The 26817-nt window shown below is 40.8% G+C and carries 27 protein-coding genes; 25 read left to right on the forward strand and 2 right to left on the reverse strand.

The features are described from left to right. The first annotated feature begins 3 nt into the window (after positions 1-3). The 3 genes from NSQ58_RS11905 to NSQ58_RS11915 all read left to right on the forward strand — a co-directional run bounded on the left by NSQ58_RS11905 (position 4) and on the right by NSQ58_RS11915 (position 3549). A complete protein-coding gene (locus NSQ58_RS11905; RefSeq protein ID WP_341057472.1) occupies positions 4-1704 on the forward strand; it encodes a P-loop NTPase fold protein in 1701 nt (566 codons plus the stop codon). Positions 1705-2321: 617 nt separating this feature from the next. Beyond that, on the forward strand, positions 2322-3065 hold the full coding sequence (locus NSQ58_RS11910; RefSeq protein WP_341057473.1) for a hypothetical protein: 744 nt from the start codon (positions 2322-2324) through the stop codon (positions 3063-3065). 241 nt (positions 3066-3306) lie between these two features. Beyond that, entirely contained in the window at positions 3307-3549 is a 243-nt protein-coding gene (locus tag NSQ58_RS11915) for a hypothetical protein (RefSeq protein ID WP_341057474.1), read from the forward strand. A gap of 165 nt (positions 3550-3714) precedes the next feature. On the opposite strand, the gene NSQ58_RS11920 is transcribed toward NSQ58_RS11915, so the two are convergent. Next, on the reverse strand, positions 3715-4290 hold the full coding sequence (locus NSQ58_RS11920; protein ID WP_341057475.1) for a hypothetical protein: 576 nt from the start codon (positions 4288-4290) through the stop codon (positions 3715-3717). A 310-nt stretch (positions 4291-4600) separates the two neighbouring features. On the opposite strand from NSQ58_RS11920, the gene NSQ58_RS11925 reads away from it, so the two are divergent. The 19 genes from NSQ58_RS11925 to NSQ58_RS12015 all read left to right on the forward strand — a co-directional run bounded on the left by NSQ58_RS11925 (position 4601) and on the right by NSQ58_RS12015 (position 24462). Then, positions 4601-6061 carry a hypothetical protein gene (locus tag NSQ58_RS11925; RefSeq protein ID WP_341057477.1) on the forward strand — a complete coding sequence of 487 codons (1461 nt, stop codon included), beginning with the start codon at positions 4601-4603 and terminating at the stop codon, positions 6059-6061. 5 nt (positions 6062-6066) lie between these two features. After that, positions 6067-7347, forward strand: coding sequence for a hypothetical protein (locus NSQ58_RS11930; RefSeq protein ID WP_279832279.1), 1281 nt, complete (start codon positions 6067-6069; stop codon positions 7345-7347). A 2-nt stretch (positions 7348-7349) separates the two neighbouring features. Beyond that, positions 7350-7730 carry a head decoration protein gene (locus tag NSQ58_RS11935; protein ID WP_279832281.1) on the forward strand — a complete coding sequence of 127 codons (381 nt, stop codon included), beginning with the start codon at positions 7350-7352 and terminating at the stop codon, positions 7728-7730. Positions 7731-7745: 15 nt separating this feature from the next. Further along, positions 7746-8759, forward strand: a complete 1014-nt coding sequence (locus NSQ58_RS11940; RefSeq protein ID WP_279832284.1) for a major capsid protein — start codon at positions 7746-7748, stop codon at positions 8757-8759. A gap of 17 nt (positions 8760-8776) precedes the next feature. Continuing rightward, positions 8777-9163 (forward strand): hypothetical protein, encoded by a 387-nt coding sequence (locus NSQ58_RS11945; protein ID WP_341057479.1) that lies wholly within the window; start codon positions 8777-8779, stop codon positions 9161-9163. Next, the gene (locus NSQ58_RS11950) at positions 9153-9587 is read left to right on the forward strand and encodes a hypothetical protein (protein WP_279832290.1); all 435 of its coding nucleotides are present in this window, start codon (positions 9153-9155) and stop codon (positions 9585-9587) included. Before NSQ58_RS11945 ends, NSQ58_RS11950 begins: the two co-directional genes overlap by 11 nt. Beyond that, the gene (locus tag NSQ58_RS11955; RefSeq protein WP_076158383.1) at positions 9587-10162 is read left to right on the forward strand and encodes a hypothetical protein; all 576 of its coding nucleotides are present in this window, start codon (positions 9587-9589) and stop codon (positions 10160-10162) included. Before NSQ58_RS11950 ends, NSQ58_RS11955 begins: the two co-directional genes overlap by 1 nt. After that, the gene (locus NSQ58_RS11960) at positions 10159-10737 is read left to right on the forward strand and encodes a hypothetical protein (RefSeq protein ID WP_341057480.1); all 579 of its coding nucleotides are present in this window, start codon (positions 10159-10161) and stop codon (positions 10735-10737) included. Before NSQ58_RS11955 ends, NSQ58_RS11960 begins: the two co-directional genes overlap by 4 nt. Continuing rightward, the gene (locus tag NSQ58_RS11965; RefSeq protein WP_076294656.1) at positions 10734-11168 is read left to right on the forward strand and encodes a hypothetical protein; all 435 of its coding nucleotides are present in this window, start codon (positions 10734-10736) and stop codon (positions 11166-11168) included. The genes NSQ58_RS11960 and NSQ58_RS11965 overlap by 4 nt, the downstream gene beginning before the upstream one ends. Positions 11169-11178: 10 nt before the next feature. Beyond that, positions 11179-11625 (forward strand): hypothetical protein, encoded by a 447-nt coding sequence (locus tag NSQ58_RS11970; protein ID WP_341057482.1) that lies wholly within the window; start codon positions 11179-11181, stop codon positions 11623-11625. Between the two features lie 45 nt (positions 11626-11670). Continuing rightward, the gene (locus tag NSQ58_RS11975) at positions 11671-12459 is read left to right on the forward strand and encodes a hypothetical protein (RefSeq protein WP_341057483.1); all 789 of its coding nucleotides are present in this window, start codon (positions 11671-11673) and stop codon (positions 12457-12459) included. Positions 12460-12523: 64 nt separating this feature from the next. Next, a complete protein-coding gene (locus tag NSQ58_RS11980) occupies positions 12524-12883 on the forward strand; it encodes a hypothetical protein (protein ID WP_341057484.1) in 360 nt (119 codons plus the stop codon). A 376-nt stretch (positions 12884-13259) separates the two neighbouring features. Beyond that, on the forward strand, positions 13260-18662 hold the full coding sequence (locus NSQ58_RS11985) for a phage tail tape measure protein (protein WP_341057486.1): 5403 nt from the start codon (positions 13260-13262) through the stop codon (positions 18660-18662). After that, positions 18663-19217: a phage tail domain-containing protein gene (locus tag NSQ58_RS11990; RefSeq protein WP_341057487.1), complete on the forward strand. Its 555-nt coding sequence runs from the start codon at positions 18663-18665 to the stop codon at positions 19215-19217. It begins immediately after the preceding gene. 12 nt (positions 19218-19229) lie between these two features. Further along, entirely contained in the window at positions 19230-19640 is a 411-nt protein-coding gene (locus NSQ58_RS11995; protein WP_341057488.1) for a phage tail fiber protein, read from the forward strand. 9 nt (positions 19641-19649) lie between these two features. After that, positions 19650-21017 carry a right-handed parallel beta-helix repeat-containing protein gene (locus NSQ58_RS12000; RefSeq protein ID WP_341057489.1) on the forward strand — a complete coding sequence of 456 codons (1368 nt, stop codon included), beginning with the start codon at positions 19650-19652 and terminating at the stop codon, positions 21015-21017. Between the two features lie 15 nt (positions 21018-21032). Beyond that, entirely contained in the window at positions 21033-21671 is a 639-nt protein-coding gene (locus NSQ58_RS12005) for a phage distal tail protein (RefSeq protein ID WP_341057490.1), read from the forward strand. A gap of 12 nt (positions 21672-21683) precedes the next feature. Continuing rightward, positions 21684-23828 carry a phage tail protein gene (locus tag NSQ58_RS12010; protein ID WP_341057491.1) on the forward strand — a complete coding sequence of 715 codons (2145 nt, stop codon included), beginning with the start codon at positions 21684-21686 and terminating at the stop codon, positions 23826-23828. A 64-nt stretch (positions 23829-23892) separates the two neighbouring features. Further along, entirely contained in the window at positions 23893-24462 is a 570-nt protein-coding gene (locus tag NSQ58_RS12015; protein ID WP_076264646.1) for a 2,' 3'-cyclic nucleotide 2'-phosphodiesterase, read from the forward strand. Positions 24463-24617: 155 nt separating this feature from the next. On the opposite strand, the gene NSQ58_RS12020 is transcribed toward NSQ58_RS12015, so the two are convergent. Further along, positions 24618-25178, reverse strand: coding sequence for a helix-turn-helix domain-containing protein (locus NSQ58_RS12020; RefSeq protein ID WP_341057779.1), 561 nt, complete (start codon positions 25176-25178; stop codon positions 24618-24620). A gap of 102 nt (positions 25179-25280) precedes the next feature. On the opposite strand from NSQ58_RS12020, the gene NSQ58_RS12025 reads away from it, so the two are divergent. The 3 genes from NSQ58_RS12025 to NSQ58_RS12035 all read left to right on the forward strand — a co-directional run bounded on the left by NSQ58_RS12025 (position 25281) and on the right by NSQ58_RS12035 (position 26570). Further along, positions 25281-25544, forward strand: coding sequence for a helix-turn-helix domain-containing protein (locus NSQ58_RS12025; RefSeq protein ID WP_341057492.1), 264 nt, complete (start codon positions 25281-25283; stop codon positions 25542-25544). Positions 25545-25761: 217 nt separating this feature from the next. Further along, complete coding sequence (locus NSQ58_RS12030; RefSeq protein WP_341057494.1) at positions 25762-25914, forward strand: hypothetical protein; 153 nt, start codon at positions 25762-25764, stop codon at positions 25912-25914. After that, positions 25911-26570, forward strand: coding sequence for a Rha family transcriptional regulator (locus tag NSQ58_RS12035; RefSeq protein ID WP_341057495.1), 660 nt, complete (start codon positions 25911-25913; stop codon positions 26568-26570). Before NSQ58_RS12030 ends, NSQ58_RS12035 begins: the two co-directional genes overlap by 4 nt. The last annotated feature ends 247 nt before the right edge of the window (positions 26571-26817 follow it).

Below are 26817 nucleotides of genomic sequence, written 5' to 3' on the forward strand. Positions count from 1 at the left end.
ATAATGAAAGCAAATGAGATAATAAAAGTTCTTGGACAATTTAAAGATTCGAGTTATAAAAATATTCTAATTGATGGAGAATGGGGAATTGGAAAGACAAAGTACATATCAGATTTTATGAAAGATCACTCTAATGCTTGTTATGTATCATTGTTTGGAAAAAAAGATGTTAATACTATAATTCAGGAAATTTATTTTCAAATTTTAGACAAAGCACCACAAGGAAAAATAAAGAAATTCACTAGTATGGTAAGACAAAAAATGAATACTCTTGATATATCCTATTTTGGGGTTTCGCTGTCTATTCCAGTAATACAAAATATGTTTAGGACTCTAAATAAAGAATTAAGTGAAAAAGATACATTTATAATTGTATTCGATGATCTAGAAAGAAAACACGATGAACTTGATATTAAGGAGATCTTCGGTATTGTAGATAGTCTTTCTAAAATAAATAATATAAAAATAGTTTTAGTTGCTGCTGTAGATCATATTAAAAATGATAAAGAGAACTTTATGAATTATAAGGAAAAGGCTATCGATCGTATTTATACCATAAAGGAGTATGCTGCTGAAGCCCCCATGAAAATTATGGGTGAACAGGTATGGAAAGTTATTGGACCTATTGCTGATAGCTTTGAATTTAAAAATTTGAGGACATTTGAAAAAACTAATTATTTTATTAAAGAAGTAGCCCTAACCCTTGGAGAGGAGATTTTTACTGAAAAATTTACAAGAGATGATCTTTATCGGATGTGTTTTGCAACTGTGTTTTTTAATATTGAACATAAAGGAGAAATGGTATTATTAGACGCCAAGGAAACACATAGTGACCTAATGAATATCTATTATACTACTGAAAAAAGTGGAGTTATACTATATATGTGTAATCTTATACTAAAAAATTCATTGGAAAATGATATGTGCAAAAATGTTTTACCTGAAATAAAAGAATGGTATGAAAGTGGTACATACTCTAAAAGGGACATAATTGATTTAATTTCTTCAATTAATAATTATAAGGAGAAGCCACTTAATTTTTATTCGTCGGAAACAGAAATACGTAACATGATCAATAATACTAGAAAGTACCTTAGAAACCTAAGTGGCACTGAACAAATTCAAGAGATTATTGCTTATCTATCTTCGACAATTACGTGGTGCGAAATACTGTCAGTCGATTTAGGGATTAGCAATGAAGAAATTTTAAATTTGATACGTACAAATATTTCATTACAAATCGACATAACGAAAGATTGGTATCAAGATCCATGGGATTTTCCAACTGAAAATGATAAAGCAAGAAATCTAATTAATCTAATAAATGAGAGGTTGAAATCTGAATATTTCATTCAATTATCATTAAAAATTAAAAATCTTTTTCAGCAAAAATCTTATCATGAGAATTCTTATTTAAAACATCTAATTGAATCAATTTTTTCAGTCTCCGAAGAATCAATTAGAAAAAATATTTTGAGAGATTTGAATGATAACTATTACTATTTTCCTATTCCTACTGGCCAGATCACCGAACAACAATGGACTTGGTGTCGTAATATTAAAAATCTAATAAGGGAAATTGAAATGCATTGGGGAGTGGAGAATTATTTTAACGATTTTAAATCTTATGTTGGTAGCTGTGAAATGACTGAAACAGATAAAATGCTTCAACATAGATTGAAATTACTTTTTGCTAGGAAGTGAAATCCTATTTTGAACCTAAGTTGATCATTATAAGCAAATCCAACAGCACAGAGAAAAACTGCCGCAAGGTTCGAAACATTTGCTTGACTTAATAAAATGCTTGAAATAAGCATATATTAGTATTACCAATAATCCAACTTCTTGCGGCGCGAACAGGTTGATGGAAAATAGTTAACCAGCGAAAACATAATAACAGATCTGGTCAGAAACCTTTCTCTGGGTTCAATTTCCCGACACTTAGCTATTATTTTGAAATAGTGAGCAAATAGTAGCTTTTGTCCTGTTGTTTCGCTATTACTATACTACATCAAAATATTGTATATTGAATTGTTTTTTGGTATCTCATTAAAACGGTCTTCTCATTCCTCTCTAGTAACTAAGTACAAACGCTTTTTGCAACAGCAGCGTTTTACATCCTGCTAGTGGGAATAGATCGTATGAAGGTTTGAAGGAGCAGAAGAAAGGAAAAGGAAAATTGCTCCCATTTAAAGTGCCACCAAAACAGTTGAAGAATATGGGGTAGGTGGGACAAAGTTAAACAGTTTTGTTCTCGACCTGCTTGTACGAAAGAGGTAAAATATCCCTGATGTGATATTACATATTAGGGGGAATGAACATTGAAAGTTTCACTTCAAGATTCATCAGATGCGGTAGCTTATTATGGTTTAACAATTTCTCAATGGGTTACATTAGGCGCTGTTATAGCCACACTTATTGTTGGAATGATTAATTTGTTTAGTAGTTTACACACTAACAAGAGAACAACGTTTGTAAATGCAGTTACTTCTGAAAGGGTAAAGTGGATGGCTCAGCTCAGAGAACTAATTTCTGAATATCTAATGCTTACCACTTACTATGACCAAAAGCCCCTCCTAAAAGGAGAAGGAATGAATAGTTTTTTTGAAAGATTGATATTTTTGAAACATAGAATAAAACTACATTTAAATCACTCGGGTAAGGAAGATAACGAAATTAACAGCCTAATTGAGAAAATAAACGATAAATTATTCAATTTTTATAGAGCTCAGGAAATGTTGGAAATTCCAGAAAAGGATAGATTAAGTTTTGCTATAAAAAATTATTTTGATCATAATAAGCAATTAGAATCTATGATTCATCAAGTTTTAGAGAAGCATTCATTAAAAGTAGAAGACTTGTTATCTGATGAAGGCGAAATTGTAAGTGTGCTAAAACATGTTATAGATTTAATTAATGACGATTTTAAAAGGGAATTTGGATACAGAAGCAGAGACGAATTAGTATCTCTCACCAATAAACTTGTTAATTTGTCCGGTCTCTACTTAAAGGAGGAATGGGAAAAGGTTAAGAAAGAGGCCAAAGAGGGACAATTAAAGAAGTGATGAGCATCTTAGGGTGCTTTTTCTCTTGCCTTGATATGGCAATATGCGAGCTATTCTAAGCGTTCTTTCTGTTATACGGACGAATGCCGTAAGGGGGCAGATAAACGCAGAGAGAGGGCATACACACGCTCTGATAGCATATTAGCCTACTACCGAATAGCGGGAACCAACTCAATTCAATCTTTGTTGTCCCATTTCCAATAATTGTGTATGATACTTTTGGAAAAGAGGCGATACAGAAATGAAACTCGTTGATAAAGAAACATTAGGCTTGAATGGCGGCGATCTTTTTAATATCGAAGCATTAATTAGACAATCTGGCTTAAGTTATTTTGAAGCACTAAATGTTGAGGCGGTTCAGCTACAGGCTATTGTCTGGAATTTGAACGGAATTTTAAATATTGAAGCGGATGATACAGCCAAGGAGCGGTATGGTGATTTGATCAACCATTTAGAGAACGCGCTAAGAAAAAATAATAATTAGACTACAAAAAGATCAGCTTTAGCGGCTGATCTTTTTTTATTGTCACAAAACTATTGGAGGGTAGTGAGTATAAACATCAGAATAATACCAATAGACCCAATCAAAGTCGCAGCATCTGGATTGGCTGATTGAACTGGGGATTAAGTTGCAACAGAAAGATGCTTTTTAAGATCGTTCTTTTTCTATTTCATTAATTATCGATAAATGATGGTGTATGATTTTCTTTTTTAAAGAAACTATGATTAGATGGTTTATTGTGAATAAACAAACATAAAGTGAGATTAGTGTTAAAGAGCCAAAAAAATTCAATCCATTCCCAAAAGTATCAATAAATTTTTGGACATTACTAATCCATTCATCATCATTATAATCTTGGCGTCTCCCGTTAAGGAAGTTAATCATCGTCGCGGAGGTCGTTCCTATGAATGCAATGAAAGTAAACATTACGGTAAGAAAAAGTTTGTGAAACAGGTCAATCGATTTTTCGAAAATATTCTCCGTTTTTTGCTCAGTTTGTAAACTGAGTTTTTTAATTTTCATTAAATGTGGAGGGAACTTATCGTATAGTTGATATAAATCATTTGTACTTTCACGATCAAATTTAATCTCGCATCGTTCTTTACTCTTTGTAAGATCCGAAACCTTATCTAAATACTTTGAAAATTTTAACCAATCTATAAATACGGATATCAAGAGCAGTATACTAAAAAATATTACTATATTCATGATTGTTGGGTTCATAGTAATCACCTTCCTTGAGACAATTATCAAACGTAATATTTATCGGCTAAACTTGGCTCTTTAATAAATAATAGGAAGATGCTGGTGATGATTCTATAGCGCGTGGTAAGTGAACGCAGTCCCGAGCGGGAAGACGTAGAAGAATGAACCCTGAGAAGGCAGGAAAAGTTTCCTTGGCTTCTAAAGGCATCCCAAGCTTGGACATTTTGGTGAACAGTACTACTTTGTAAGTCAAAAATCAGTAGTAAATCCGAACAAAACTGATGTTATTCTGTATTCATAGAAGTTTGCCAAGAAAGGCGGTGAAATCTTGAAATGGTATCATAAAGCTGTATATTCATTTGTGAATTCAGTTCTCCCGGCAGCGGTAAAACGGCAGATGATGGGCATAGGCAGGACAACAGGGCCCAAAAACTCCAATCCATGGGGAATATTCAATTGGCTGCCTAAAAAGCATCAACAAGCCCACAATATTGACCTTACCAAGTTGCAGAGCTATACAGCAGAGGAATTATTGGAACTGCTTATATCCGTTCATCCGGACGTATCCTATGCCTTGTACACATACTTGCGTATGGGAGATACGGATTTAACGTTTACTGCAAAGAAGCCAAACGGAAACGCAGATAAGAGTGGACAACGGGTGCTGGACGAACTAAAGGCCATGCTGAATACACCCTTACCTTCGCCGGGGTATCAACACGGACGGTCGCTGGAAAAGTTGGACACCATTCAGCGAATGATGATTATGGTTCGTGGGGCTTGTGCTGGTGAAGTTGTACTTAACGAGCATTGTAATGATGTAATTGATATCGTTCCAGTTGATCCAGCTCTAATTTGGTTCCGAAGGGAACCGGATACTAATCGGCTTACACCGTGGCAGTATGTAAAGAACCCGCGGAGGAGCGCAAATGAAGAATGGTTCGGCAATTACAAAAAGATTGACACACCAACATTCATCTACGAAGAGTTTGATCCTATGGTTGATGATCCTTATGGACGAACGCCTATGCTTCCGGTACTGCAAGTAGTATTCTTTCATCTTCAGGTGTTGGCAGATCTAAAAGCAGTAGTTCATAACCAGGGGTATCCAAGGCTCGATATTTCGATGCTGGAAGAAATCATGCTGAAGAATATGCCAAACAACTTAAAGAGTAATCCCGATGGTCAACAAAAATGGCTCAAAGAGCGAATGGATGAGATGCTAAACCATTTCAACTCACTCAATCCAGATGATGCTCTTGTCCACTGGGATAGTGTAAAGGTGGAATATCTCAAAGGTGGCAATTCGGGGCCGATGATTGATATCAAAAAGTTAATTGATATCATTGATACCCAAATGGCGACTTCACTCAAAACACTACTTACCATTCTTTCCAGGCATCAAGGCTCAACTGAAACATACAGTTCGATTGACACTCAAATATATATCAAAAATGTAGAGTCCGCGCGGAGCGTAACCAAACGTTTCTGGCAGCGGGCTTTTTCGTTGTCTGCAAGAGTAAAGGGGACTCAAACAAAAGTTGAAGCTGACTATCTCCCCATTGATTTACGTTCTGAAAATGAGATTGAACGTGACCGACGTTCAAAGATCGATAACTACATCACAGCGGAGAAGAACTTCTATATCACTCCGTTGGAAGCTGCTGAGGAAATACGTTGGACACTTGGTATAAATGCCAAAATTCCTGCTGAATTACTTCCTTTGCTTGTAAAGAAGCATGAACCTGATTCGAATGAAGAAAATACTCCACCGGAGGGAGGTGAATAGAGAATATGGGTAAACCTACACCCGAACAATTAGCAAAGATTAATCAGTTGGCACGTGTTCCTCTTACTGAGGATGAAGCGTATGTTTTCCCTGCAAAGCTTGTAGGGGATCAAATCATACCTCGTCGGTTTTATCGTTTGACCCCTAATTTTCTAAGAAAGATGGCTGTCCAAGCAAGAGAAGGTGTATCCTTGCTGTTGGATCACTCATGGGCCAACATGGGTGTCATGACAATACCACTCGGTAGAACTTTTGACAGTCGATTACAGATGGATGGCGATGAACTGGCACTTTATGCAGATCATTACATGAAACTGGGTCAAGAGGTCGGGGATATCAAGATTGACCAAATAGCTGAAGGTATTGATGCCGGAACTATATTTGATACATCAATCGGATTTACGGTAACCAGTCAAACATGTTCCATCTGCGGACAGGAGTATTTTGGCGGCAATTGCCCTCACATTCGCGGAAGGGAGTATGATTCCAAACTCTGCACTGTAGACATTAATGACGGCGACCTGATGGAAAACTCTCTAGTCTTTGACGGAGCTTACCCAGGTGCCGGAGTAGTCGGAATGAGCAATACATCTGAGCTGCAATCTGCTATAAAATGTGAAGCTTTATCTGAAGATGCGAAGTCACTACCAAGTGGCGGACGCGTCTTTTATTCTTTTAGCGGCAAATCAGGCTTGGATGGATTTGTATTACAGCAAAACAAAAACAATGAGGCCGAAACACAGGCCAAAGGAGATGACACTGTGACAGACGAACAAAAAGCTGTATTAGCAGCAGCACAAACTCAAGCAACTGCGTTGGCAGCGGCTAATAATGTACTTGGACAAATCCGGGCAGCGCTAAGTGTGGAAAACGATACTGACATCTTGAGCAAACTTACATCGTTGAGCGCTCAGGCCGCTGATGGAGTGACATATAAGGTGAAGGTCACCGAACAAGCATGCGGAGCTGGTGTACGTGCTCTTGGTGAAGCCTTTAATGTAGAGGCGATGAAAACAGCACTCTCTCATCTGCCGGTGTCTGAAATTGAAAAGATCGGCGCAACGTATGAGGCACAGGCACAAGCTGCTTTGGGTGGCGGTGGTCGCCATACACAAGGTGACGATGTAAACCTTCCTGAAGGAGCGCTGAATGGAGCGCCGCCAGCTAACTCACAAAATGATGGTGGTGAGAAAACACCGGAACAACTTAAAGCGTTAGCTCGTGAAGAAGCTCGAGCGGCACTTAAGAATACAGGCAGAGGTAATCTGCTGAAGGAGGATAAATAATTATGATGCAATCTCAGTATAATGGCGCTCCTGGTCCCGGTCAGGTTATTACTCAAGAGTTTACGGAGGTTCTAGCGTCTACTGACCTTCAGGCAAAGCTTCCCGGAGGTATTTTGCTGAAACAAGGGCAAGGAATCCTGAAAAAAGGGACAGTTATCGGCAAGATAACAGCGGCCGGGGTGGATAAGGATAAAGCGGTGGCGTATAGCGCATCGGCAACCAATGGTTCCGAAGTAGCCATGTGCATTTTGGATAACGACCATGATACAACAATCTCAGATATTGGCGCTTCGGCGTGGATTGCTGGCATTTTCCATGAATCTAAATTGACTGGCATTGATGCAGCGGCTAAGACAGCGCTGAAGCTTTGTTACTTTGTATAAGGGGGATAAACACACATGGCAAACGTACTTGATCCATATTTTCTTACGGAAGTCGTCCAAAACATTCGGACGGATATTAACAGTTTTCGCGGGGCTCAACTGCTAACCAATGGAGTTGACTTCAAACCGGAACTTGGACTCACTATTGAATACGACATCACCTATGACGATACGGGTATGACGCCACCTACAGGATTGAATGATCCTTCACCTATTCATACTCCACCTGTGGTGAAACACATGAACTTCACAAACCAAGAATGGAGAGAAAAGGTTGTTATCGACCGTGAAAAGATTGCTACTTTGAGAAAGCCAGGCAACAGTCTTGAGCAAAAGTGGGGCGAAGAATACATGATTGAGAAAATGGTTGGTCTGAACCTTCGCCTCGAAACTCGGTTTGAGTGGATGAGATGGCAGTCATTAACAGGAAAACTTATTGTACCAGCCACATCCACCAAACCAGCCAGAACGATTGACTATGGTGTTCCAGCTAATAACAAGCCAACAGCTTCCGTATTGTGGAGTAATACCGAAACAGCAGATCCATTGGCTGACTTGGATGGCTGGTCACTTCGATTCCGAGGAAGTGGGGCTCGTCCTGTTAAAATTATTGTTAATAAGAAAGTCGATATCTATTTGAAGCAGAATGCTAAAATCCGCGAATTGATCAAGTACACTTTTGGTAAAGATGTTGTCACTGACGGTTCGCTTGCTGAAATTGTCAGCCAAAATTTGAATGGTCTTAAGTATGAAGTTTACGATGGTGGTTACATTGATGACTCTGGCGTATTCTATCCGTTCATTCCAGATAATGCAGTAATCATAATCGGCCATGGTATGACAGGCTCAATTATGGATCTTGTGACCGGCCCGAATAACTATGAAGACATTTTCACCGGTCATACAGGAAAGTTTGCACTGACTAAGTTGATCCAAGGAGACCCCGATCAATGGCAAGCCATCAATGGTGCAACAGTGCTACCGCGTCTGAAATACGTTAACTGGCATATCTTCGCAACAGTGGCGTAAGAGAGGAGATCTAATTTATGACAACTGTAAGAGTATTGGTTGATGCTGTTGGGCAATACAATTCGGGGGACATCGTAACAGATGCCCCTGATGGTCTTGTAGATATCGCAAAGAAAGAAATCCGTAATGCGGCAACTGGACAATTGCTTGCGGAGATTGTAGATGGTGGGGCTCTTGATGGTTCTCCTTCAGAACGGGAGTTACAACTTCAGGCCGAATTAGAACAGTCCAAAGCGCGAGAAGCAGAATTACTTGAGCAAATTGATATTCTTCAGTCCGATGGTGAGTTGAAAGAATTGAAAGCCTCAGCTAAGGAATTGAAAATACCCGGATACACCAAAATGAGTATTGAAGAATTGAAACAGGCTATCAGTGCTGCTGGCGGTGGAGCAGATGGCAAATAAGATCCTCACTACGGAGACGTATCACGAGGAAATTAGAGGGCGTCTAGGCGTTGGTGAGGATGTAATATCCGATGCTGACATAGACGCTCTTTCTGTTTTACCCATTGGAGAATCGAGGATTGTGAAAGCCATTCCTGATTATGCTGAGTTAACTGGTGATGATCAAACTTATGTGTATGCAGCAGCCGTTTGTATGGTTGCTGCCATACTGGCCCCTTCCATGACAGCGAGAATCAAGAAGTCTAAAAAGGACTTTGACTTCTCTTTTGAAAATCAGGTTGTTGATTGGAAAAAGTACGCTGTTCAGCTTGTTGATGAAGCCTATGAGTTTATCGAGTCCATATCAACAGTGCAGCAGGGGACAAATGTTCCGGTATTCGGTGTAGCGGGGCCAACACGGACGAAAGAAGGGCGGCGTTACTGATGTTTAAAGATTTTGCCCATCGGCATTCACCATGTACCGTAAACGGCGAACCGGACATTGTCATTCTGTCCCGAGATACCAAGGCGACAACGATCATTGGCAAAGAATATATGTACAATGGTCTGTTTTCATCGAAATCACCTGTAAAGCAGGGAGATATAGTCCAGAATGACGATCATTTTTTAGTTCAGACATTGCGTCCAACAACGGAGAAAGATAAATATTGCTCTCTGATTAAAACGAACGCCATGGTCGAGGTGCAAAGATACCAGCAAGCTTACGATGTAAACGATAATCCGGTGGGCAATGTGGAATTCACGTCGGTCGCTGCTGATGTTGTTTGCTTTACACAGTATGTCACAGCACAATTGCGACAACAGGAGCCGGGCTTGCTGCCGAGTACTGTGTTTACCTTGCAGTTACAGACGACAGTCGATGTAAGAGACCCTCAAGACTCAAGTCTATCCGCGCCTGACCGGATTGTAATGGGCGGGAAGACATACCAGGTAGATGTGGTAGATAGGATAAAGTATCCTAATCTGCTGCATGTCCAGCTTTCAGAGGACCGCCGATGATTACAGGGTATGATTCAGCGAAAGCGGCGAAGGATCTGGAGAATAAGCTCGCTGTTGAAATTACCGGGCTAACGAAACTGGTCATGCTGACAGCCAAAAGCGGCATACGGTACTATCCGGCAGTTCGGGACCATTTGGAAATGCACATGTTTGTACTTGCTAATCAAATGATTTCAGGAGATATAATCGCGGACTATTGGCAGGCATGGCTTGAACAGTTTGGCAAAGGGTCCAAGATGGCAGACAGCAGTCAAAACCCCGGATTGGTGACCTATATGAACAGTGAAGCATGGAACCGACTGAGGTCCAAAGGTGATCGTGTTATTGTAGGTCGTTCCCGTGGAAAGTACCTGGCAATTGACGGGACCATGAAGGAATCAGGTGGGGGCTATGCTGGAGTAAACTTGGAGGAGCTTGCGGAGCGCGGTGATATTGATCCTTCATTCAGGGCCACACCGCCAACCTACTTTTTGCGTATTGCAATTCAGTCTAACCGGAAACGTATTCTGGATGGCATTAGCCGTGTAATAACTGAGTTTCCATATCACAGATACTTCAGGGAGGTTAAGGAGTGAGTTTGCAACTTATTGATGCCGTTCAGAGTGCCTTGAAAGCAGATACAGAGCTTATGTACATGCTGAAGCTCACTTCTTCATCATCTCCTGACGAAGTCGTAAAACGATTCACCAAAGGCATGGAGCCTGAAATAACGGTTAGCAAGGATACAATTCCTCATATCTGCCAGTACGTCATGCCGGGACGATATGCAGTTAATCCGTTAGTCTTTGAGGGCAAGTTCTGTATCGACTTCTACGGGAAGACAGCACGTGAAGCGAAATTACTGTTTGAACGTTCATTCAAGATTTTGCACGACAGACGACTGACAGCTCAGGGCTTTGCTTCATATCTGTGTGTTCTAACCTATGACGCAGACTTTGCTACTGGTATACAAGGGGCCAAGGGGTACAAAGCAATTTTCGATGTTGATTACTTGAGAATGAATTGAGGTGAACAGAATGGCAGAAGCAGCAATATGGAAAGTAACGGGAAGATCCGGTGAACACAATGGCGTTAACCACGTTGAATATGAGTTGCTTGATTCAGCGCAAAAGCGAGTTTCCTTGGCTAAAACAAATGTGTCCAGCATTGAAAAAGATGGGGTTAAAATTGAACCGGATGACCAAGAAACTCTATGGTTTAGCGAAGCAAATACAACCAAAAAGTACAAATTTAATGTAGTTACTCTTGCTGGTATAACTTATGAAGCCGAATTGAATTGGACTCAACCTAATCCTCCTAAACCAGAACCTACCGAGTGGGATACGCTGATTGCTGAAAAAATCACGCTTGCTAAAGGATTGGGTATTATGGGTGTTTGGAATCCAAAACAGGGCTATAAGCTAACCAACGAGTACAGCCGTATTGCAGAAATTGATAAGCGTTTATGGGAACTGGTCAAATAAGCTGACCAGTTTTTTTATGTTCACACATAAGGAGGATGAAACTATATGCAACCTTTAGTATTTGATGGTGTGGGGTCAGCGCAGGTTTATGAAGAAGGCGGAAGGCTCAAGTTTCTTGATGATAAAATCACAAAAGTAACTTTGCAATTACAGTTTGATTGGGACAAAGTAATGGGCGGCGATAGTGGATATGCATTCCACTATACTGCTAAGGATTTAGGGGATAAGGCTTCTATGGAGGTTCCTCGTTATTCTGACATCCTCGCTGAATTGTCTCAAGGGGCCGAATCAGAAAAAGGTACGGTTCAATTTGACGAAGTAGAGCAAGGATTCTTGACTGCTACGGATGGTTACCAGCTAAAAGCTCCTTCAAAGTATAGTGGAACTTTTGTTGCTAAGAGTGACCGTGTCTATTTAAAAGACACAGCAACAGGAGAACTCACTGAACTGACTCGAGTAGCATCTGCTCCAACAGCAGAACAGTACGTAATTACAGCTGATGGAAAAATTACATCTGATGTTGCAAACGAAGGGAAGTTAATCACTGTTACGTTCAAATGGTCAAAGGAGAATGCTACAAGAAGTAGTTTAAGCGGTAAACGCCGTCCGAAACCATTTAAACTGGTACACCGTTTTTCCTTAACCGATGATCGGAACGGTAAAGAAGTCCCTTGCCAGCTCACTATTTGGAAGGCTCTCGGGGGTGGAACTTTGGACGTGTCCCAAGAACGCAAAAAGCCAACCACTAACACATTGGCACTGGAGATTATGGAACCGGATATCACGCCAGAGAATCCAAACAGATATGCAGTAGAAATCATTTTCGGTATCTAATCAATTACTAACCCAACCCCCTATCGCTCAGGTAGGGGGTTACATACATTGAGGAGGAAATTTAATGAGTACAGACAAACAGTTAGATAAAACACTTAATAAGTTAGATAAAACACTTAATATCGGGACGGAAATCCCTCTTGGTGAGGGAATTGTAAAACACGTTAAAATCGGAACTATTGCTCTGATCCGTCAGGTGCGGCAACTTATGAGTGGAAATGAGTATAAGTTCTCTTTTTCAATTGGACGTGAAAAATGGGATGCCACAGAAGATCGAGCCGAGGTCGATTGGCCTAAAGTTGAGGCATTGCATAAGGAAGCCTTTAATCTTGTGTTGGTAGAAGGACTGACGGAGGAAGAATACGAGAATGTAGACGAAGAGGGCATTAAGGAGTTGGACGGCCTCTTAGAACGATTTCTATAAGGAGTCGTTTCCACCTGATGAAGATTATGAGCCTGACGACGAAGACGACCAAGAGGTTACTGAGGATGATCGGGAAACGGACTGGATAGAACTTTGGGCTTTATGCGTGAGTAGTGGTATTTCTGATTCAGAGTGGCCTAATATGACCATTCCAAAGATTAGAGCGCTCATGAAAGCCAAGAACAGAAACCGGGAATTTGAAATCATTCTTCACGGTGGCAATGTGGAGAACAAAAAACCGAAGAAGGTCAGGTCGTTATCTGATCTTGGTTTCTTCGCTAAGTAAAACTAAGAGGCATCCGCAATCATGCAGGATGCCTCTTTTTCTGTATTTAGGTCAGGAAACTTTTCCTGAACCATTTGTGAGGTGAGTTAAGTGGCAGACTTAAATAAGGACGTAGTAGGCGCACGAATAAACCTGGATACCAGCAAGATATTACCTGCATTCAAGGTTATCGACAATGGAGCAAGAGCCAATGCTGAATCGTTTAAACTTCTAAATGCTGAATTAGGAATCAGCGAGAAAAATTTCAAATCCTTAGCCAGTAGTGCGGATAAGTTTGCTTTGAGTGCAGAAGACAGACGGAAGAAGATTCTCGCTGAATCCGAAGCTCTTGTAAAGCAGCGTACTGCACAGGCAGAATTAAATAATGCTCGGAAGAATCAACTGGACCAGGCGAATAAGATAACCGACGATAAACTCAGAGCACAGCAGGCCATTGTAAAAAAGCGTGAGGATGCAATTGAGCAGCAGGAACGAGAGCATCTAAAACGGATGGAGGCCCTTCAAAATAAGGCGACATCAACCGGACAGAAAGCCGCTAAAGTTTCAGGGGTAGGAACGGATGATAAGACGCGTGAACGTGTCCTCATGCAAGAACAGGCTATCCGTATGAAGTTGCAACAAATGGCGGATAAGGAAGCACAACAAGCAAGGAAGAACGCTCAGGATTATGAGAAGTTCTGGATAAACGCTCTGCGTGCTAGAGAACAGAAAGAAGCACAGGTTCGCGAAAAGGTGCTTCAAGAAGAACAGAAGATCCGTCGTTCACTGAGCCAAACCGAAGCACAGATGAAACAGACCTTCACTACAACGCCTAATTGGATGAGCCGAGTAGGAGACATGGCTACGCATGCGCTTGTATTCAACACAATGTATGCAGCCATGCACAAAGTGCAGGAAGCACTTAAAGAAGGATTGGTTGGGATAGAATCCAACATGGCGGGTTATATCCAAACAAACGAACATTACTTTTTAGAATATAACGAAGGCACTAAAGAAATGGTTATGAATACTGAAAAGCTTCATGACCAAACAACCAAATTTATTCGAACGGCTCATGATCTTGGCTCGGAAATCATGGATGTTACCGAATCAGCACGTCTTTGGGGCCGGATGTATAAGGATGCAGGCGTAGTACAGGAAATGGTGCGTAAGTCTACAATGCTTTCCACTGTTGACCTTGTGTCCTTAGAAGATGCGACAAAATCAATGGAGTCTACATTTGCTCAGTATGGAGTGCAAATCAAGGACAGTAATGACGCTATGGTGTTGGGTGGGCGCGTTCTGGATTCTTGGTCCAAGGTTGCCCATGATACGATGGCACCAGCTAAAGACTTGGGAGCAGCCTTCGAGCGTACAGGTAAGATTGCTGCTGAAACAGGCGTAAGCTTCGACTTCATGAACGGTCTTATTTCAGCCGGTGTACGTAACACAGCGCTCTCTGGTGAAAATCTCGGTAACATGTGGAAGACAGTCTTGGGTACGATTCGTACCGACAAGGCTGTGGGAGAAATTGAACGCTTGGGCGTTGCAACCAAGGAAGTTGTTAATGGATCAGAGCAATGGAGAAAAGCAGAAGATATCTTGTTGGATCTTTCTACTAAAGTAATCGACAAAAACTATGACCTTACAAAGTCATATGCAGATATCTCTCGCGGCGTGTATCAGTATGCCAAATTGGCAGCTTCCCTTAATGCCGGGGATATTTTACTTGGTACAGCAGCCTCTATAGGCTCAACCGGATCGACAATGGAATACCTGAAGGTTCAAATGGATACTATTCAGCGTAAAGCAGCACAAACCAAGGCATCTTTGCTTGAGATATTTAACAATGCAGGCGACGACGGGCTAAGAAGAATGATCAAGAATGTCTTGGACGCGATTGACCAACTGCTTATTGGCCTTACCAAAGTACCGTCTGGTGTGTTTGAGGGTACGGCAGCTATTGGAGGTTTACTTCTAGCTTATAAAGCCCTCAGCGGGCCAATTATGAATGTAGTAGCTGCTGTGAAAGTACTTACAACAGCTAAGGTTGCAGAAACGGTGGCTGTTGCTGCCAACACTACAGCCAATGAAGTGAATATTGTTTCTTCTCAAGGAGCAACATTGTCTACCGTCCAACGTAGCGCAGCAACTCAGGCATCCACTGCTGCAACAACAGAGGCAACAATTGCAACTACAGCTATGACTAGGGCGCAAGCGTTATCCACTGTAACGATGGCTGCTGCTACAGCAGGTTTGACTTTGCTGGCTGGGGCAATTGCTCTTGTCATTTGGGAAAGTGGAAAAGAAGAAAAAGCAGCGCGTGAAAGAGCGCAAAACTTGAAAGATGAAGATTCGGCAGCTCAACAAATGATAAGTCAGTATCAGCGACAAATTGACTTGCTTCCCAAACTTGTTAATGCTCATAAATCGCTTTCTGATTCGCTTAAAATTAGCGGTACCTCAATCGAGAGGCAAACTCAAATAAAAAAACAACTGGAAGAGGTCACAAAAGCATTAATTATAACAGTAGGCAAGGATGGAGCTAAACAGCTTGAATCCGCTAACTTTAGTGAAAAGGCCGTACAAATACAAGTTGACGCTTTGAACACACTGATTACAAAGCAAAATGAAGCGCGAAAGAACATGCTTACCGATCAACAAAATGAGATTAACAATCAGTTGAAAAAGAACACCGAAGAATTGGAGCAAACAAAAGAGAAACTCCTTAAAGTTAAAGACAGCCTAGCTTCACAAATGGGAGAGTTCTTTAAAAACGTTTTTACTGGAAAGAGTTTGGACGAAGCTTCTAACTCCGTTCAGCTGCTCCAGGACGAAGTAAATGGTTTAGAGAAGGAGAACCATAAACTTGCTGCCTCTGCCGCTGAAGTCGCAGTGCAGCTAGGCCAAGTTGCAGTTGATGCGGTTGATCAATTTGCAGGGAAGTCGGGTACAGCAGCTGAAAGTGCCAAAGCTCAGGCGGAAGCATTAGCAGATTTAAGAGAGCAAATTCAAGGCAATGGCACTGCTGTATCTGAGATGAATAATCTCTTGAGCGACCTTTCAAAAGGACAGTCTCTCAACGCCGCTGCTGCCACGGACCTAATATTAAAATATCCTCAACTTGCAGCAGAGATATATAAGACGAGCGATGGATGGAAGTTTGAAAAAGATGCTGTGGAAGTTCTCCGAAAAGCAAAAATTCAGAAAGCAATCGACGATTTGAAATCCGAGAAGGCTTCAGCGTTTAACACAAAAGTATCCACCGATGAACGATTAAAAGCTTATAGCATTGAAGCAGAGGCTATTAGAAATTTAGCTCAATTAAAAGCTGCTCTTAATGGTGTGATGGCTCAGAGTTCGTTGGAGGTTGCGAAAAGACAAACTGAACTTAATAGCATGACTGGCATTAGATCAGTTTTAAACGCTCCTTTCAAGAATCAACTTGATGTTGATAAGAAAAAACTGGATAACAAAAAAAAGCTTGATGAAATATACACTGAATATGAAAATCAAGCAAAATCCTTTGACACTCGGATTAACGCTTTATCGAAGCTCTACAAAGATCCTAAATTTGGAGTTAGTGATTCATCAAGCAAAGATAAAAAAGGGGGAAAAGGAAAGAGTGATGCAGAAAAATCGGCTGAAAAAGCAGCCAAGGAAGCTGCTGAGGCTCGTAAGGATTCTTACAGCGATGATATGGACAACTTCAAATACATCGCTGAACGTAATGAATGGTCTATAGATCAACAGGTTGCAGGATACAAACGCTTGGGGCAGCGGCATAAGCAATTCCTCACGGAAGACAAGGATGCCTTAAAGCAGTGGGGACGAGACATTCAGAAATTGAATGATTCTCGCTACGAAGAAGATGTCGCCAACCTAGAAAAGAAAAACGAACGCATGCGGCAGGCCAACAAGCAAGAAATCGAAATGACCAGATCATCTCTTGATTTCTATACCAAAGAACAAAATAAAGCCTACCTGCTGCCAGCAAACCGGAGAGATATCCAAAAGCAAATTTACGATCTTACTGTCAAGTACAATGAGCTTCGATATCAAAATTCAGAAAAATGGATTGATAAAGAGACTTCCAAAATGGAAATGGCAGGACAAGGCCAAATTGCTATTTTAAAAATGGAATACGATGCTTATATCCGCATGAGTAAGGCTAAAGATCGTACCGCCGAACAGAGTTTTGAATTACAACAGAAAATCTATGAGAAGCGCAAGGCATTGGAAGATGAATTCCTATCCGATTTTCAGAAACGTATTAATTACCAAAAAAGCATGGAAGCCATTTCTGTTTCTGATCAGCTCAATGCATGGACAAAAATGCAGGCTCTTTATAAAGAGGGATCAGAGCAACGCATGGAAATTGATGTACAGGTCCATGACTTGAAGAAGCAACTTTTGGAGGATCAGAAGAAGGCCGCTACTGAAGCTGCCAAGAAGGAAAAGGAAACGCTTGAAAAGACTCGTGATGAGGAAGTCAAACGGATTGAAGCGGAGCGGGATGCTTTTGTCGAAGCTCAGGATGCTAAAATCAAGGCCATAGACGACTTGCTTGCCAAGATGCAAACCGCGAATGAAGACGAGGACTATGATCGTGCTATGGCGGAGAAACAAGCACGTTTTGCCTTGCTCCAATCCGCCGTTGGTCCCGAGGGTATCGCTGAGCGCAAACAAACCGAGAAAGACATTGAGGATATGCAACGGGAACATAACCGGACGCTGGCAAAGCGTGGCTTGGAGGACCAAAAGAAAAAGCTTCAAGATGAGAAGACTGAGCGAGAAAAGGATTACAATGACCAGATTGAAGCAGCAAAACAGCACTATGATGAACTCACCAGTAAGTTCGATGAGTATTCAGATGGCGTTGAATCCAAATCCGAAGATCTGAAAAATACGCAGATTTCAAAGGAATCTGAGAAGAACGCAGAAATCTTGCGCCAGTTGGATCAATTCATCTTAGACTATCAGATGAAAATGGCTGAAATCAATGCTACTTCAATATCTGCTTCCTTGGATACTGGATCTTCATTTTCACAAAAGGATAGCGACCTGGAGCGATACAATTCCAATATTGATAAATGGTACTCGGCAGGCACCGCCGAGAAAGCCAAGCTGCATGAGGAGAATGCTGCTCTACGGAATAAATATGGCATCAAGAAGGACACAGGCAAGCTTCAAAAATTCCATTCTGGTGGGATCGTCCAAGGGGACCGGGGCGCAGAGGTTCCAGTAATCGCAAGAGCCGGTGAAATGTATCTGAACGATCAACAGCAAAGTAACCTGTTTAACCTCATAAGTTTCAAAATGCCAAGGCTTGATTTCTCTATGCCGAGTTTCTCTATGGCTTCGGGGGATGGGACAAATCCGCAGTATAACAACAATTACTACACAGTAACTTCAGGAGATACTTATATTGAAGACGAATCCGCAGCAAAGGTATTTTGGACCGAAAGGGACAACCTGGTGCGAAGACTGCAAGCGAGGGGAGGTAAATCCTAAATGATTGAGGCTACTGCTGACGGTAAGTCGTTCAGTTCCATTGGGTTAGGGCTTAAAAAGCATAACATACCCGTTTTGCCACCGACAAAGGATAACAGTCTTGAGATTGCTGAACGGGATGGAGAACTAGATTTTGGTAGTACCTATGGAGCACGGATAATTCCCCTTGAATGTGTGATTATGGCAGATGATACAACCCTTGATTACCATAGGAGAGTCGCCCAAGTGGCGGCTCTTTTTAATGCCAAAAAAGGGGATATCGTATTCACCTTTTCGGACTTACCAGGAAGGCGATATATTGGACGCTATGCCGGAACCTTAGATATCGAAAAAATACTTTGGGATGGAGAGTTAACCATACCAATCAAAATGGGTGAACATCCGTTTCCCGAGAGTGAGGAGAACATTAAAGAGGTGACCATCACACAGTCGCCGCAAACCGTTTCAGTTACGTCAGTTGGAGACGAACGGGCAAGTCCTGTTATCGTTCTGACCAACATTGGTGAAAACGACATACGAAATTTTCGAATTACAAATGAATATCTAATTGAGTAGGGGGTCTTTACATTGGCGGACATACTTTTAAGTAAAAGTAATTGGTGGAAAACGGCCTGTATTAATGCAGCCTTAAGGGGAACAAACTTTACAGCCCCTCAGACCGTATATATCGCTCTATACACAAGCAATCCAACGGATGCAGATACAGGGCAGGAAGTTAACGGAAGCAGCTATGTACGGCAAGCTGTGACGTTTGGTGCGCCAGTTATTACCGATCGAAGGGCAGTGACTTCCAGTACAGCGGATGTGTCTTTTCCAATTGCAACGTCTGAGTGGGGGTTGGTAACACATATTGGCATCCGAACGGCAGCGGCGGGAGGATATCTGATATATCACGGAGCTGTAAAAACGCCGCGTACGGTACAAACAAATGACACGCTACGTTTTATGGCTGGTCAGATAAGCATAGATGAAGGGTAGGTTCTAAACATGGAAAAAATGTATGCCCCGGTGGTGAATTCGCCGCGTACAGAGTTGGCAGAACTTATCACTGCGACTCAAACTGAAATCAAGGTAACGAATGCTGCTGTACTATTACAAGGCGAGGGTATAGCGGTTATAGGCAACGGAGATGTAGCGGAGACAATAACATATACAAACATAGAGGATAACACGCTTAAAGGATGCGTCAGGGGCTTTGAAGGCGTAGCACGTGCTTGGGCATCAGGTGCTGTGGTAGCACGTAATTTTACCGCGTCCGACCTTCGAGCGGCGCAGCATAATATTGAAGATCTTGACGACAAATTGCGAGGCATGGAACTTACGGACGCTTATGTGTATTACGTGGATGCCGTTAACGGATCAGACTCAAATGATGGTCTGACTAAAGCCAAGGCATTTAAAACCATCGCTAAAGCTGTAAGCGTAATGAGGCCTATAAGCCTGTCCCGGTTCTCCATTGTATTGTTACCAGGAACGTATGATGAAGACGTTGAGATTAAGCATAAACTACGTGCACAGACGCTAGAACTAAAGGGTGAAACAGAGGATAACAGCTTATACAAGGTTAAATCTGTAACATTAGACAACTTTACGAACCGTGCAGGGATTTACAACCTGACAATCACAACGACTGAAAAGGTTGGTATATCTCTGGTCTATTGTAATCGAACTTTGATTGAGAACGTTGTTATTGAAGGGGCTTCAACAAGCCAGCATGGTATTAGTAGTTATGACGCTAACGCACGGATCGTAAACTGTAAAATTTCTAATCGCAATATTGGTATAGCTGCTGATGCCCGTTCTTGGTTCTATATCGAAAATTGTACAGGGTCCGGGAACGTTACAGGTATACAATCGCAGCTTGGTTCTATCATCGTCGTGGCTGGAACTGTTCCAAAAGGTGCAACGGATGAAAAATCTCCATTATCAGGTCAAATTTTCGGGAATACGCCTTTTGTGTACCTACGAAGCGGGGGATATACATTGCCAGCTAATTCCACTCCTACTGATGTACCAGTTACTACCATAATGGAAGACAGCTATTCTGTGCGTGATGGAAACACGGTAGTGATCAATAAAAGTGGGTGGTACCATATTAATTCACTGGTCACGATAGAAAGCTTGCCTAATACCAAAATCGCAGACCTGACAGTACAGAAGAATGGAGCGAATTTAACATCCCGACAAGGCGCAGGGCTAGGTACTGGATTAGTCACATTTTTGACGTTGGATGATCAACAATACCTAGTATCTGGAGACGTTATATCATTTAAAGTTTTTCAAAGCGACTCGGTAGACCATAATGTATATAACACTCAAATGAGGCTTACATGCATCGGGCAGAGAAGAACGTAATTTAGGAGGGAGGTCATGTTCAATACAACAGGATTCAACAGCCTTGCTCTTAACTCGGGCAGCTCAGCGGATGGGAATGTAATAGATCTGTCCGCGCATCTATCGGGTCAGGCTCAAATGTATTCCCGGCGTAAAGAGATTAGCGGCGCCGAAACTGACAATGCATTCAATCTTATGTCCTTCAATACTCCAGACTCCAGCGTATCAATCGAATACATTTTAGATTTTAACTTGGATATGACCGCAGGCGCGGAATTGTCAGGCGAAGGCCGAGCGCAATCTGATTTTGTCCGGTCTTATGATTTGGAAGCAGTGCCTATGTCCGGTGATGGGCGAATGTCGAACGCTGATTACGTCCGAGAAATCTTAATGCGAGCTGTACCTATGTCTGGAGAGGGACGATTGCAGCCAGCCGAGGCCAGCCGATTCCATACAGATTATATTGAGTTTACGGACGTATTCCGTCCTGGTGAAGTCATTACTATAGATGCAGGGAAATTCAAAATTATGAGAAATGGTCAGAACGTCTCGCATCTTTACAATGGTGATTTCTTCGATTTGAATCTCGGCAATAATAACCTGACCTGGACGGACCCGGAGACAGGTCGGACGGTTTTGTTCCGCATTACACACCGAGATAAATTCTTATATTAAGTGAGGTGGATTATGCCTACTCCAACTATGCAAGTGTTTGATAAAAACATGCGGCGCGTTGGGACGCTGGTGGACTCTTATGACATTCAGCGGCGGCGCAGGATTAACAGTGATTACGAATTAACATTTATGGTACCGATGACCAGTGAGGATTACCGTGAGAAAATAGCAATCAAGGGCCACGTTCGAGATGAGCGTGGTCAATTTTATGTCATTCAGTCTCGTAGCCGATCACGTGAGGGAAGGAAGCTAACGGCGAATATCTATTGTAACCATGTCATGTTTAAATTAAATGATTTCAAATTCCCTTATGCGTCTTATATCGCAGAAGCCTATGGTATCCATATTAGCCAGCTTACTGACCTGATTACAACGGCTACAGGTGGAAGATTCAAGTTTGTTATACACGACACATTCGACCTTCATGACGTTAAGGACTTCGGACGCGGCACTTGTCTTGAAGCACTAAATAAGATCATTCAGTTGTATGAGTGTGAGGTCGAACCAGACAACTTCACTATTAACCTGAGAAAAAAGATCGGAACCGACAGCGGATTACAGTACCGGCTTAAAAAGAATATCGTATCCAGTAGCTTTAAAGACAAGGGTGAGTCTCTGGTCACACGAATGTTCGCTCAGATGAAGGATGGACGCACATTTATTGGAATGGATGCGTCCAAACTGACCGACGAGGAGCGGAGTTTGCTTTCCGGCGTGCCAGGAACGATTGTAAATGGAAAGATGGCGGTGAACTATTTGATATCTCCTTATGCTCAGTATTGGGCTAGCGATTCGGTTCCTTTTTACGATGGGGAAATCATTGAACAGGACCTAGAGGAACCAGAGGACTTGCTAAAGGCTACACGTAAGGCGCTTGCTGAACAGGAAAACGTGACGCTGGAGGTAACCGTATCGACGGCGGACCTGTTCAAAATAGACAATACTGAACCTAAACCAGCTTTGGGCGACAATGTAATGTGCATTGACCCGGCTATGGATATGAACAAACTCAAAGCCCGAATTACAGAACTTACAGAATATCCGTATAGCCGTGACAAACACAGCGAGCCTACGATATCCAATGTCAATTTACGGGACTATGCCGATATCATTTCTGACCTGGAGCGGAACAAAAATATTATCAATAACTTGTTTAGTAATGGAAAGATCCGAACGGAAGTATTTGAATCCTTTGCAAAGCAGGCCGTGATTGATATTGATAATTCCAAAACAGAAATCAAGTACGATCAACGCGGAATAATCCTACAGGACAAGACCAATGCTCAGAACCAAGTTATTATGACTTCAAACGGGGTAGTCCTAACAACAGATGGAGGGAAAACAGCAAGGACAGCAATTACAGCACGTGGCGTTGTTGCTGAACAGATTGTCGGGCAACTCGGTAACTTTGTATCCTTGGTGATTGGTAGTGGTAATAATGTAACCAAAATCAATACGAATGGAATAAGTGCAGGGAATGACGACTATACCATTGCGCCATTCCGAGTAGACATGCAGGGGAATGTTGTAGCTCGTTCGATTAAGTTGACTGGGCAGATAGACAACTCAGAAATGAACGCTTCAGATATAAGGGCTAGTACAGTTAATGCAAGTACGATACGAGGGAGTAAGTTAATCGGTAATGAGATCGAGGGCGGTATTATTACAGGAGCCTTATTCCGTACAGCCAAAGAGGGTAGGCGTATAGAGATAAACTCTAATGGTCTTACTGCTTATAACTTACGCGGTGGAGAAGCTATTTCATTAGGACAATATAATGATGGTGGAGCCTTACTCTTTATGGATAATGGCTCACCAAGAGGAAGTATTTTTGCTGATTCGAATGGATTCCATTTAGGAAATATGGCTGGTATGATTCTACGATCTATAGATGATATGGTTTATTTTCAAGGAGAAGTTGACTTCAATGACGCGACAGTTAACGGACTGGAAATAGATAAAATAATGAACTTAAAGCAAACTATCAGTAATTTGCAGAATGATATTTCAGAGATTCGCGGTGATCTGTTTAATGGTTTAATCACTAATGCCTCTTTCGATCCAAGTTCTAGGAATCTGAAACTATTTAGTCGGGGTAAAACTGTGGCTACAGTTAATATTCCTGCTGGAGGAAACTCTAGTAGTTCGACAACATGATGTTTACTGAACCTCCTGCCGATGGTAATATTAGGACATATATACTATGTAGGAGGTACGGATAATGAAAAAATGGTCTTATTTACTCAGCGGTGTGTTAATTGGTGCGGTTGTCGCTACGGCTGGAAGTGCATTTGCGGATCAACTAAAATCTTTAGTCGGGCAAACAGTAGCAGGAGAGTACACTGTGAAGGTCAATGGAAACTCTCTGTCGGAAAGTGCGATAGTAGTTGACGGAAAAGCACATGTACCTTTGAGAGCTGTGTCTGACTCTCTAGGAGTGAACTTAAAAGTGGATGGTAAAACAATTCAGATTACTAATGGAACTGCCGATACGGAACCTGTAAATACGGCTTCAACAGGAAAATATGAAGGGTGGTCCAAAGAAAAGCTGAATGGGCGAAAGGCCGAACTTGAAAAATATTTATCCGATACCGAAAAAGATCGTGACAAGGCTGTTTCTAACCTTCAGAAGATATCGAACATGAATACCGCAGTGTCTGATGATATTTTGGCGATCAGAAGTGAAACCAAGAAGAATACAGAAATCGGCATACAAGAAGCTGAAACTAATATAGCTAAATATAAGACTGAACTAGAAGAAATAAATAAAGCTATAGCTTCACTTAAATAACTCATGAAAAAAAGGAATAAGACAGTATTGCTCAAATTAAAAGTCGCACTCTACATGAGTTCGTGGAATGAAATGAAAAGCAAAAAGCTGAACTAGAAAAGTAGTTGTTTAGAAATCGCTCAAATAGAACAAAAACAAAAAGGACTCCCTAAGTTTTAGGAGTCCTTTTTGTTTTTGTTCTTTATTATTAAGCGAATTGATTCACTCATAAGTCTGTTGAGGGTTTCTTCTTCATGTCTGGATAAATAATCTAACAAGTCCTTTTGTAATTTTTCTATCATTTTCTCTTGAGGGAGTACAGCCAATTTATTATAGAAATCTTGGTCATACTGAATACCACCCTCTATAGAGTCATTCTTGAATACTAGATAGATCTCAGAATCAAAAATCTCATCATCTAAGAAAACTCTCACGCTGTAAGTATAGTCTTCTTTGCTATCCTCTTTTCTGCCTAATATTTCGAAGAAAAGAGAATAACGAGTTAGTAATTGACCAGGTGAGATGTCTAGGTATTCACACAAAGTGTCTAAAGTATCATATTGGATACCTTTACCATGATTATAAGCCAAGGCGGTTAAAGTTGTTCTAGATATACGTGTTTCTTCTGCGAGTTGACTAATTTTCATGTTTCTCTCAGCTAAAATAACTGCTAAATTGCACTTTATCATATAAATCACCTTTAAATGTATTGTACTCTGAACAATTGCCGACAACATTTGAACAAAGAATATTGACTTACCAAAATAAAAGTTATACAATCAAATTGTTCAGACAATTGAACAAAATGAATCATAAAACAACAAAAGGAGGTGTAAAGAATGAGTATTCAAAATAATCTTGCAATTTTAATGGCAAAAAGCAGGAGGCTAAATGTCGGTAAAATATCCCAAGATACAGGTATTAGCAGAACAACATTGACAGCTATGAAATATGACAAAACGAAAGGAATTAACTATGACACTCTTGAAATACTATGCGATTATTTCAATTGTGAAGTAAGTGATATTATTCAACGAAACGAAGGAAATGACCAGTATAACAATGCGAATGTACAAACAACTGTCCAAAATAATGCAAGTTAAAAGTCACCTCGCTCCGACCAAGAAGATAGGTGACTTTAGCAGAAATTAGGGGTTAATACCCTATAACTTAGTCACAATTGTAACACAGTTATTAACAAATATAAACGTGTTAATAATACTTTATAGTCAAAATTTTAGGTCTTATTGCCTGGGTTTAAAGTATTAATTGTGACGAGATAGAAGTATTATGCCCCTAATCTTAGGAGGCTAAACTTTAATGGAAGAAAATGTTGTGGAAGTTTTTTTGAATTCTTCTCCAGATCAGTATCTTGCGTTGAGAAATAAAATTTCTGAACTAAATGATGTTTCCTGCAAAGATTTTATTGTTACGTTAGATAGTCTCATTGAACTAGGAGGAGAAGAATTATGAGTAAATTAATTCTCAACACTGAATTCAATCTTTATGAGAAGAGTGGAAGAGCTTATTGTTCTAGTCTTCAGGTTGCTGAGGAATTTAAGAAACGACATGCGGATGCTTTAAGGGACATTGAGAAATTAGATTGTAGTAAGGAATTTAGAGAACGCAACTTTGCGTTGTCCTCATATAGGAGCGAACAAAATAAATTACTTCCTAAAATTCTTATGAATAAAGATGGATTTATATTTCTTGTCATGGGATACCGAGGAAAGAAAGCTGCAAGATTTAAAGAAGAATACATTCGAAGATTCAATCTTATGGATGATTTCATTAAATCTCTTCAAACTGCTCGTCTTGAGTTTCCTGCTTTCACTAATGCTATTAGTGATTCACATGAATTACCTAAGAGTTATCACTTTACAAATGAAATTGACATGATTAATCGAATTGTTCTAGGAGTTAGTGCGAAACAAGTTCGAGAAGAAAAAGGAATAAAGGCAGGAGAGTCAATTAGACCTTATCTCTCAGCAGAACAAATAAAGAGTATTGAAACTCTTCAAAGAGTTGATATAGGTTTAATTATCTCTACACCAGACTTTCAAGTTAGAAAGAAAATTCTTTCTGATTACTTTAACAGATTAGTGTTAAGTAAAAAGTTAATAGCTTAGTAATTAAAGATGATAAGTCCACAAAAAAAGATACTGTCCACTAAACGGACAGCACTAAAATCATTCAACGTGTTTCTGCGTTGAAGTCGAACTCATATAGAGTGCGTGACTTAAAATTGTAGTGCAGAGGTACTAAAACGAGAATAAATTATAGATACACAAAAAGCCCTCTTAAACGGAGGGCTTTTACTTTTTTATAAGGTAGATAAGTATTAGACTGTCCTCGATAATAGAAACAACGGTAGCC

This window comes from Paenibacillus sp. FSL M7-0134, assembly GCF_038007865.1.
Classification (GTDB): Bacteria; Bacillota; Bacilli; order Paenibacillales; family Paenibacillaceae; genus Paenibacillus; species Paenibacillus polymyxa_B.

Coding starts and splice junctions, on each gene's coding strand:
- NSQ58_RS11975 (WP_341057483.1), top strand. CDS start 11,671: ATGCAACCTTTAGTATTTGATGGTGTGGGGTCAGCGCAGGTTTATGAA.
- NSQ58_RS11950 (WP_279832290.1), top strand. CDS start 9,153: ATGGCAAATAAGATCCTCACTACGGAGACGTATCACGAGGAAATTAGA.
- NSQ58_RS11970 (WP_341057482.1), top strand. CDS start 11,179: ATGGCAGAAGCAGCAATATGGAAAGTAACGGGAAGATCCGGTGAACAC.
- NSQ58_RS11920 (WP_341057475.1), bottom strand. CDS start 4,290: ATGAACCCAACAATCATGAATATAGTAATATTTTTTAGTATACTGCTC.
- NSQ58_RS12005 (WP_341057490.1), top strand. CDS start 21,033: ATGTTCAATACAACAGGATTCAACAGCCTTGCTCTTAACTCGGGCAGC.
- NSQ58_RS11960 (WP_341057480.1), top strand. CDS start 10,159: ATGATTACAGGGTATGATTCAGCGAAAGCGGCGAAGGATCTGGAGAAT.
- NSQ58_RS12015 (WP_076264646.1), top strand. CDS start 23,893: ATGAAAAAATGGTCTTATTTACTCAGCGGTGTGTTAATTGGTGCGGTT.
- NSQ58_RS11990 (WP_341057487.1), top strand. CDS start 18,663: ATGATTGAGGCTACTGCTGACGGTAAGTCGTTCAGTTCCATTGGGTTA.
- NSQ58_RS11935 (WP_279832281.1), top strand. CDS start 7,350: ATGATGCAATCTCAGTATAATGGCGCTCCTGGTCCCGGTCAGGTTATT.
- NSQ58_RS11945 (WP_341057479.1), top strand. CDS start 8,777: ATGACAACTGTAAGAGTATTGGTTGATGCTGTTGGGCAATACAATTCG.
- NSQ58_RS11905 (WP_341057472.1), top strand. CDS start 4: ATGAAAGCAAATGAGATAATAAAAGTTCTTGGACAATTTAAAGATTCG.
- NSQ58_RS11955 (WP_076158383.1), top strand. CDS start 9,587: ATGTTTAAAGATTTTGCCCATCGGCATTCACCATGTACCGTAAACGGC.
- NSQ58_RS11915 (WP_341057474.1), top strand. CDS start 3,307: ATGAAACTCGTTGATAAAGAAACATTAGGCTTGAATGGCGGCGATCTT.
- NSQ58_RS12025 (WP_341057492.1), top strand. CDS start 25,281: ATGAGTATTCAAAATAATCTTGCAATTTTAATGGCAAAAAGCAGGAGG.
- NSQ58_RS12030 (WP_341057494.1), top strand. CDS start 25,762: ATGGAAGAAAATGTTGTGGAAGTTTTTTTGAATTCTTCTCCAGATCAG.
- NSQ58_RS12000 (WP_341057489.1), top strand. CDS start 19,650: ATGGAAAAAATGTATGCCCCGGTGGTGAATTCGCCGCGTACAGAGTTG.
- NSQ58_RS12035 (WP_341057495.1), top strand. CDS start 25,911: ATGAGTAAATTAATTCTCAACACTGAATTCAATCTTTATGAGAAGAGT.
- NSQ58_RS11940 (WP_279832284.1), top strand. CDS start 7,746: ATGGCAAACGTACTTGATCCATATTTTCTTACGGAAGTCGTCCAAAAC.
- NSQ58_RS12010 (WP_341057491.1), top strand. CDS start 21,684: ATGCCTACTCCAACTATGCAAGTGTTTGATAAAAACATGCGGCGCGTT.
- NSQ58_RS11980 (WP_341057484.1), top strand. CDS start 12,524: ATGAGTACAGACAAACAGTTAGATAAAACACTTAATAAGTTAGATAAA.
- NSQ58_RS12020 (WP_341057779.1), bottom strand. CDS start 25,178: ATGTTGTCGGCAATTGTTCAGAGTACAATACATTTAAAGGTGATTTAT.
- NSQ58_RS11930 (WP_279832279.1), top strand. CDS start 6,067: ATGGGTAAACCTACACCCGAACAATTAGCAAAGATTAATCAGTTGGCA.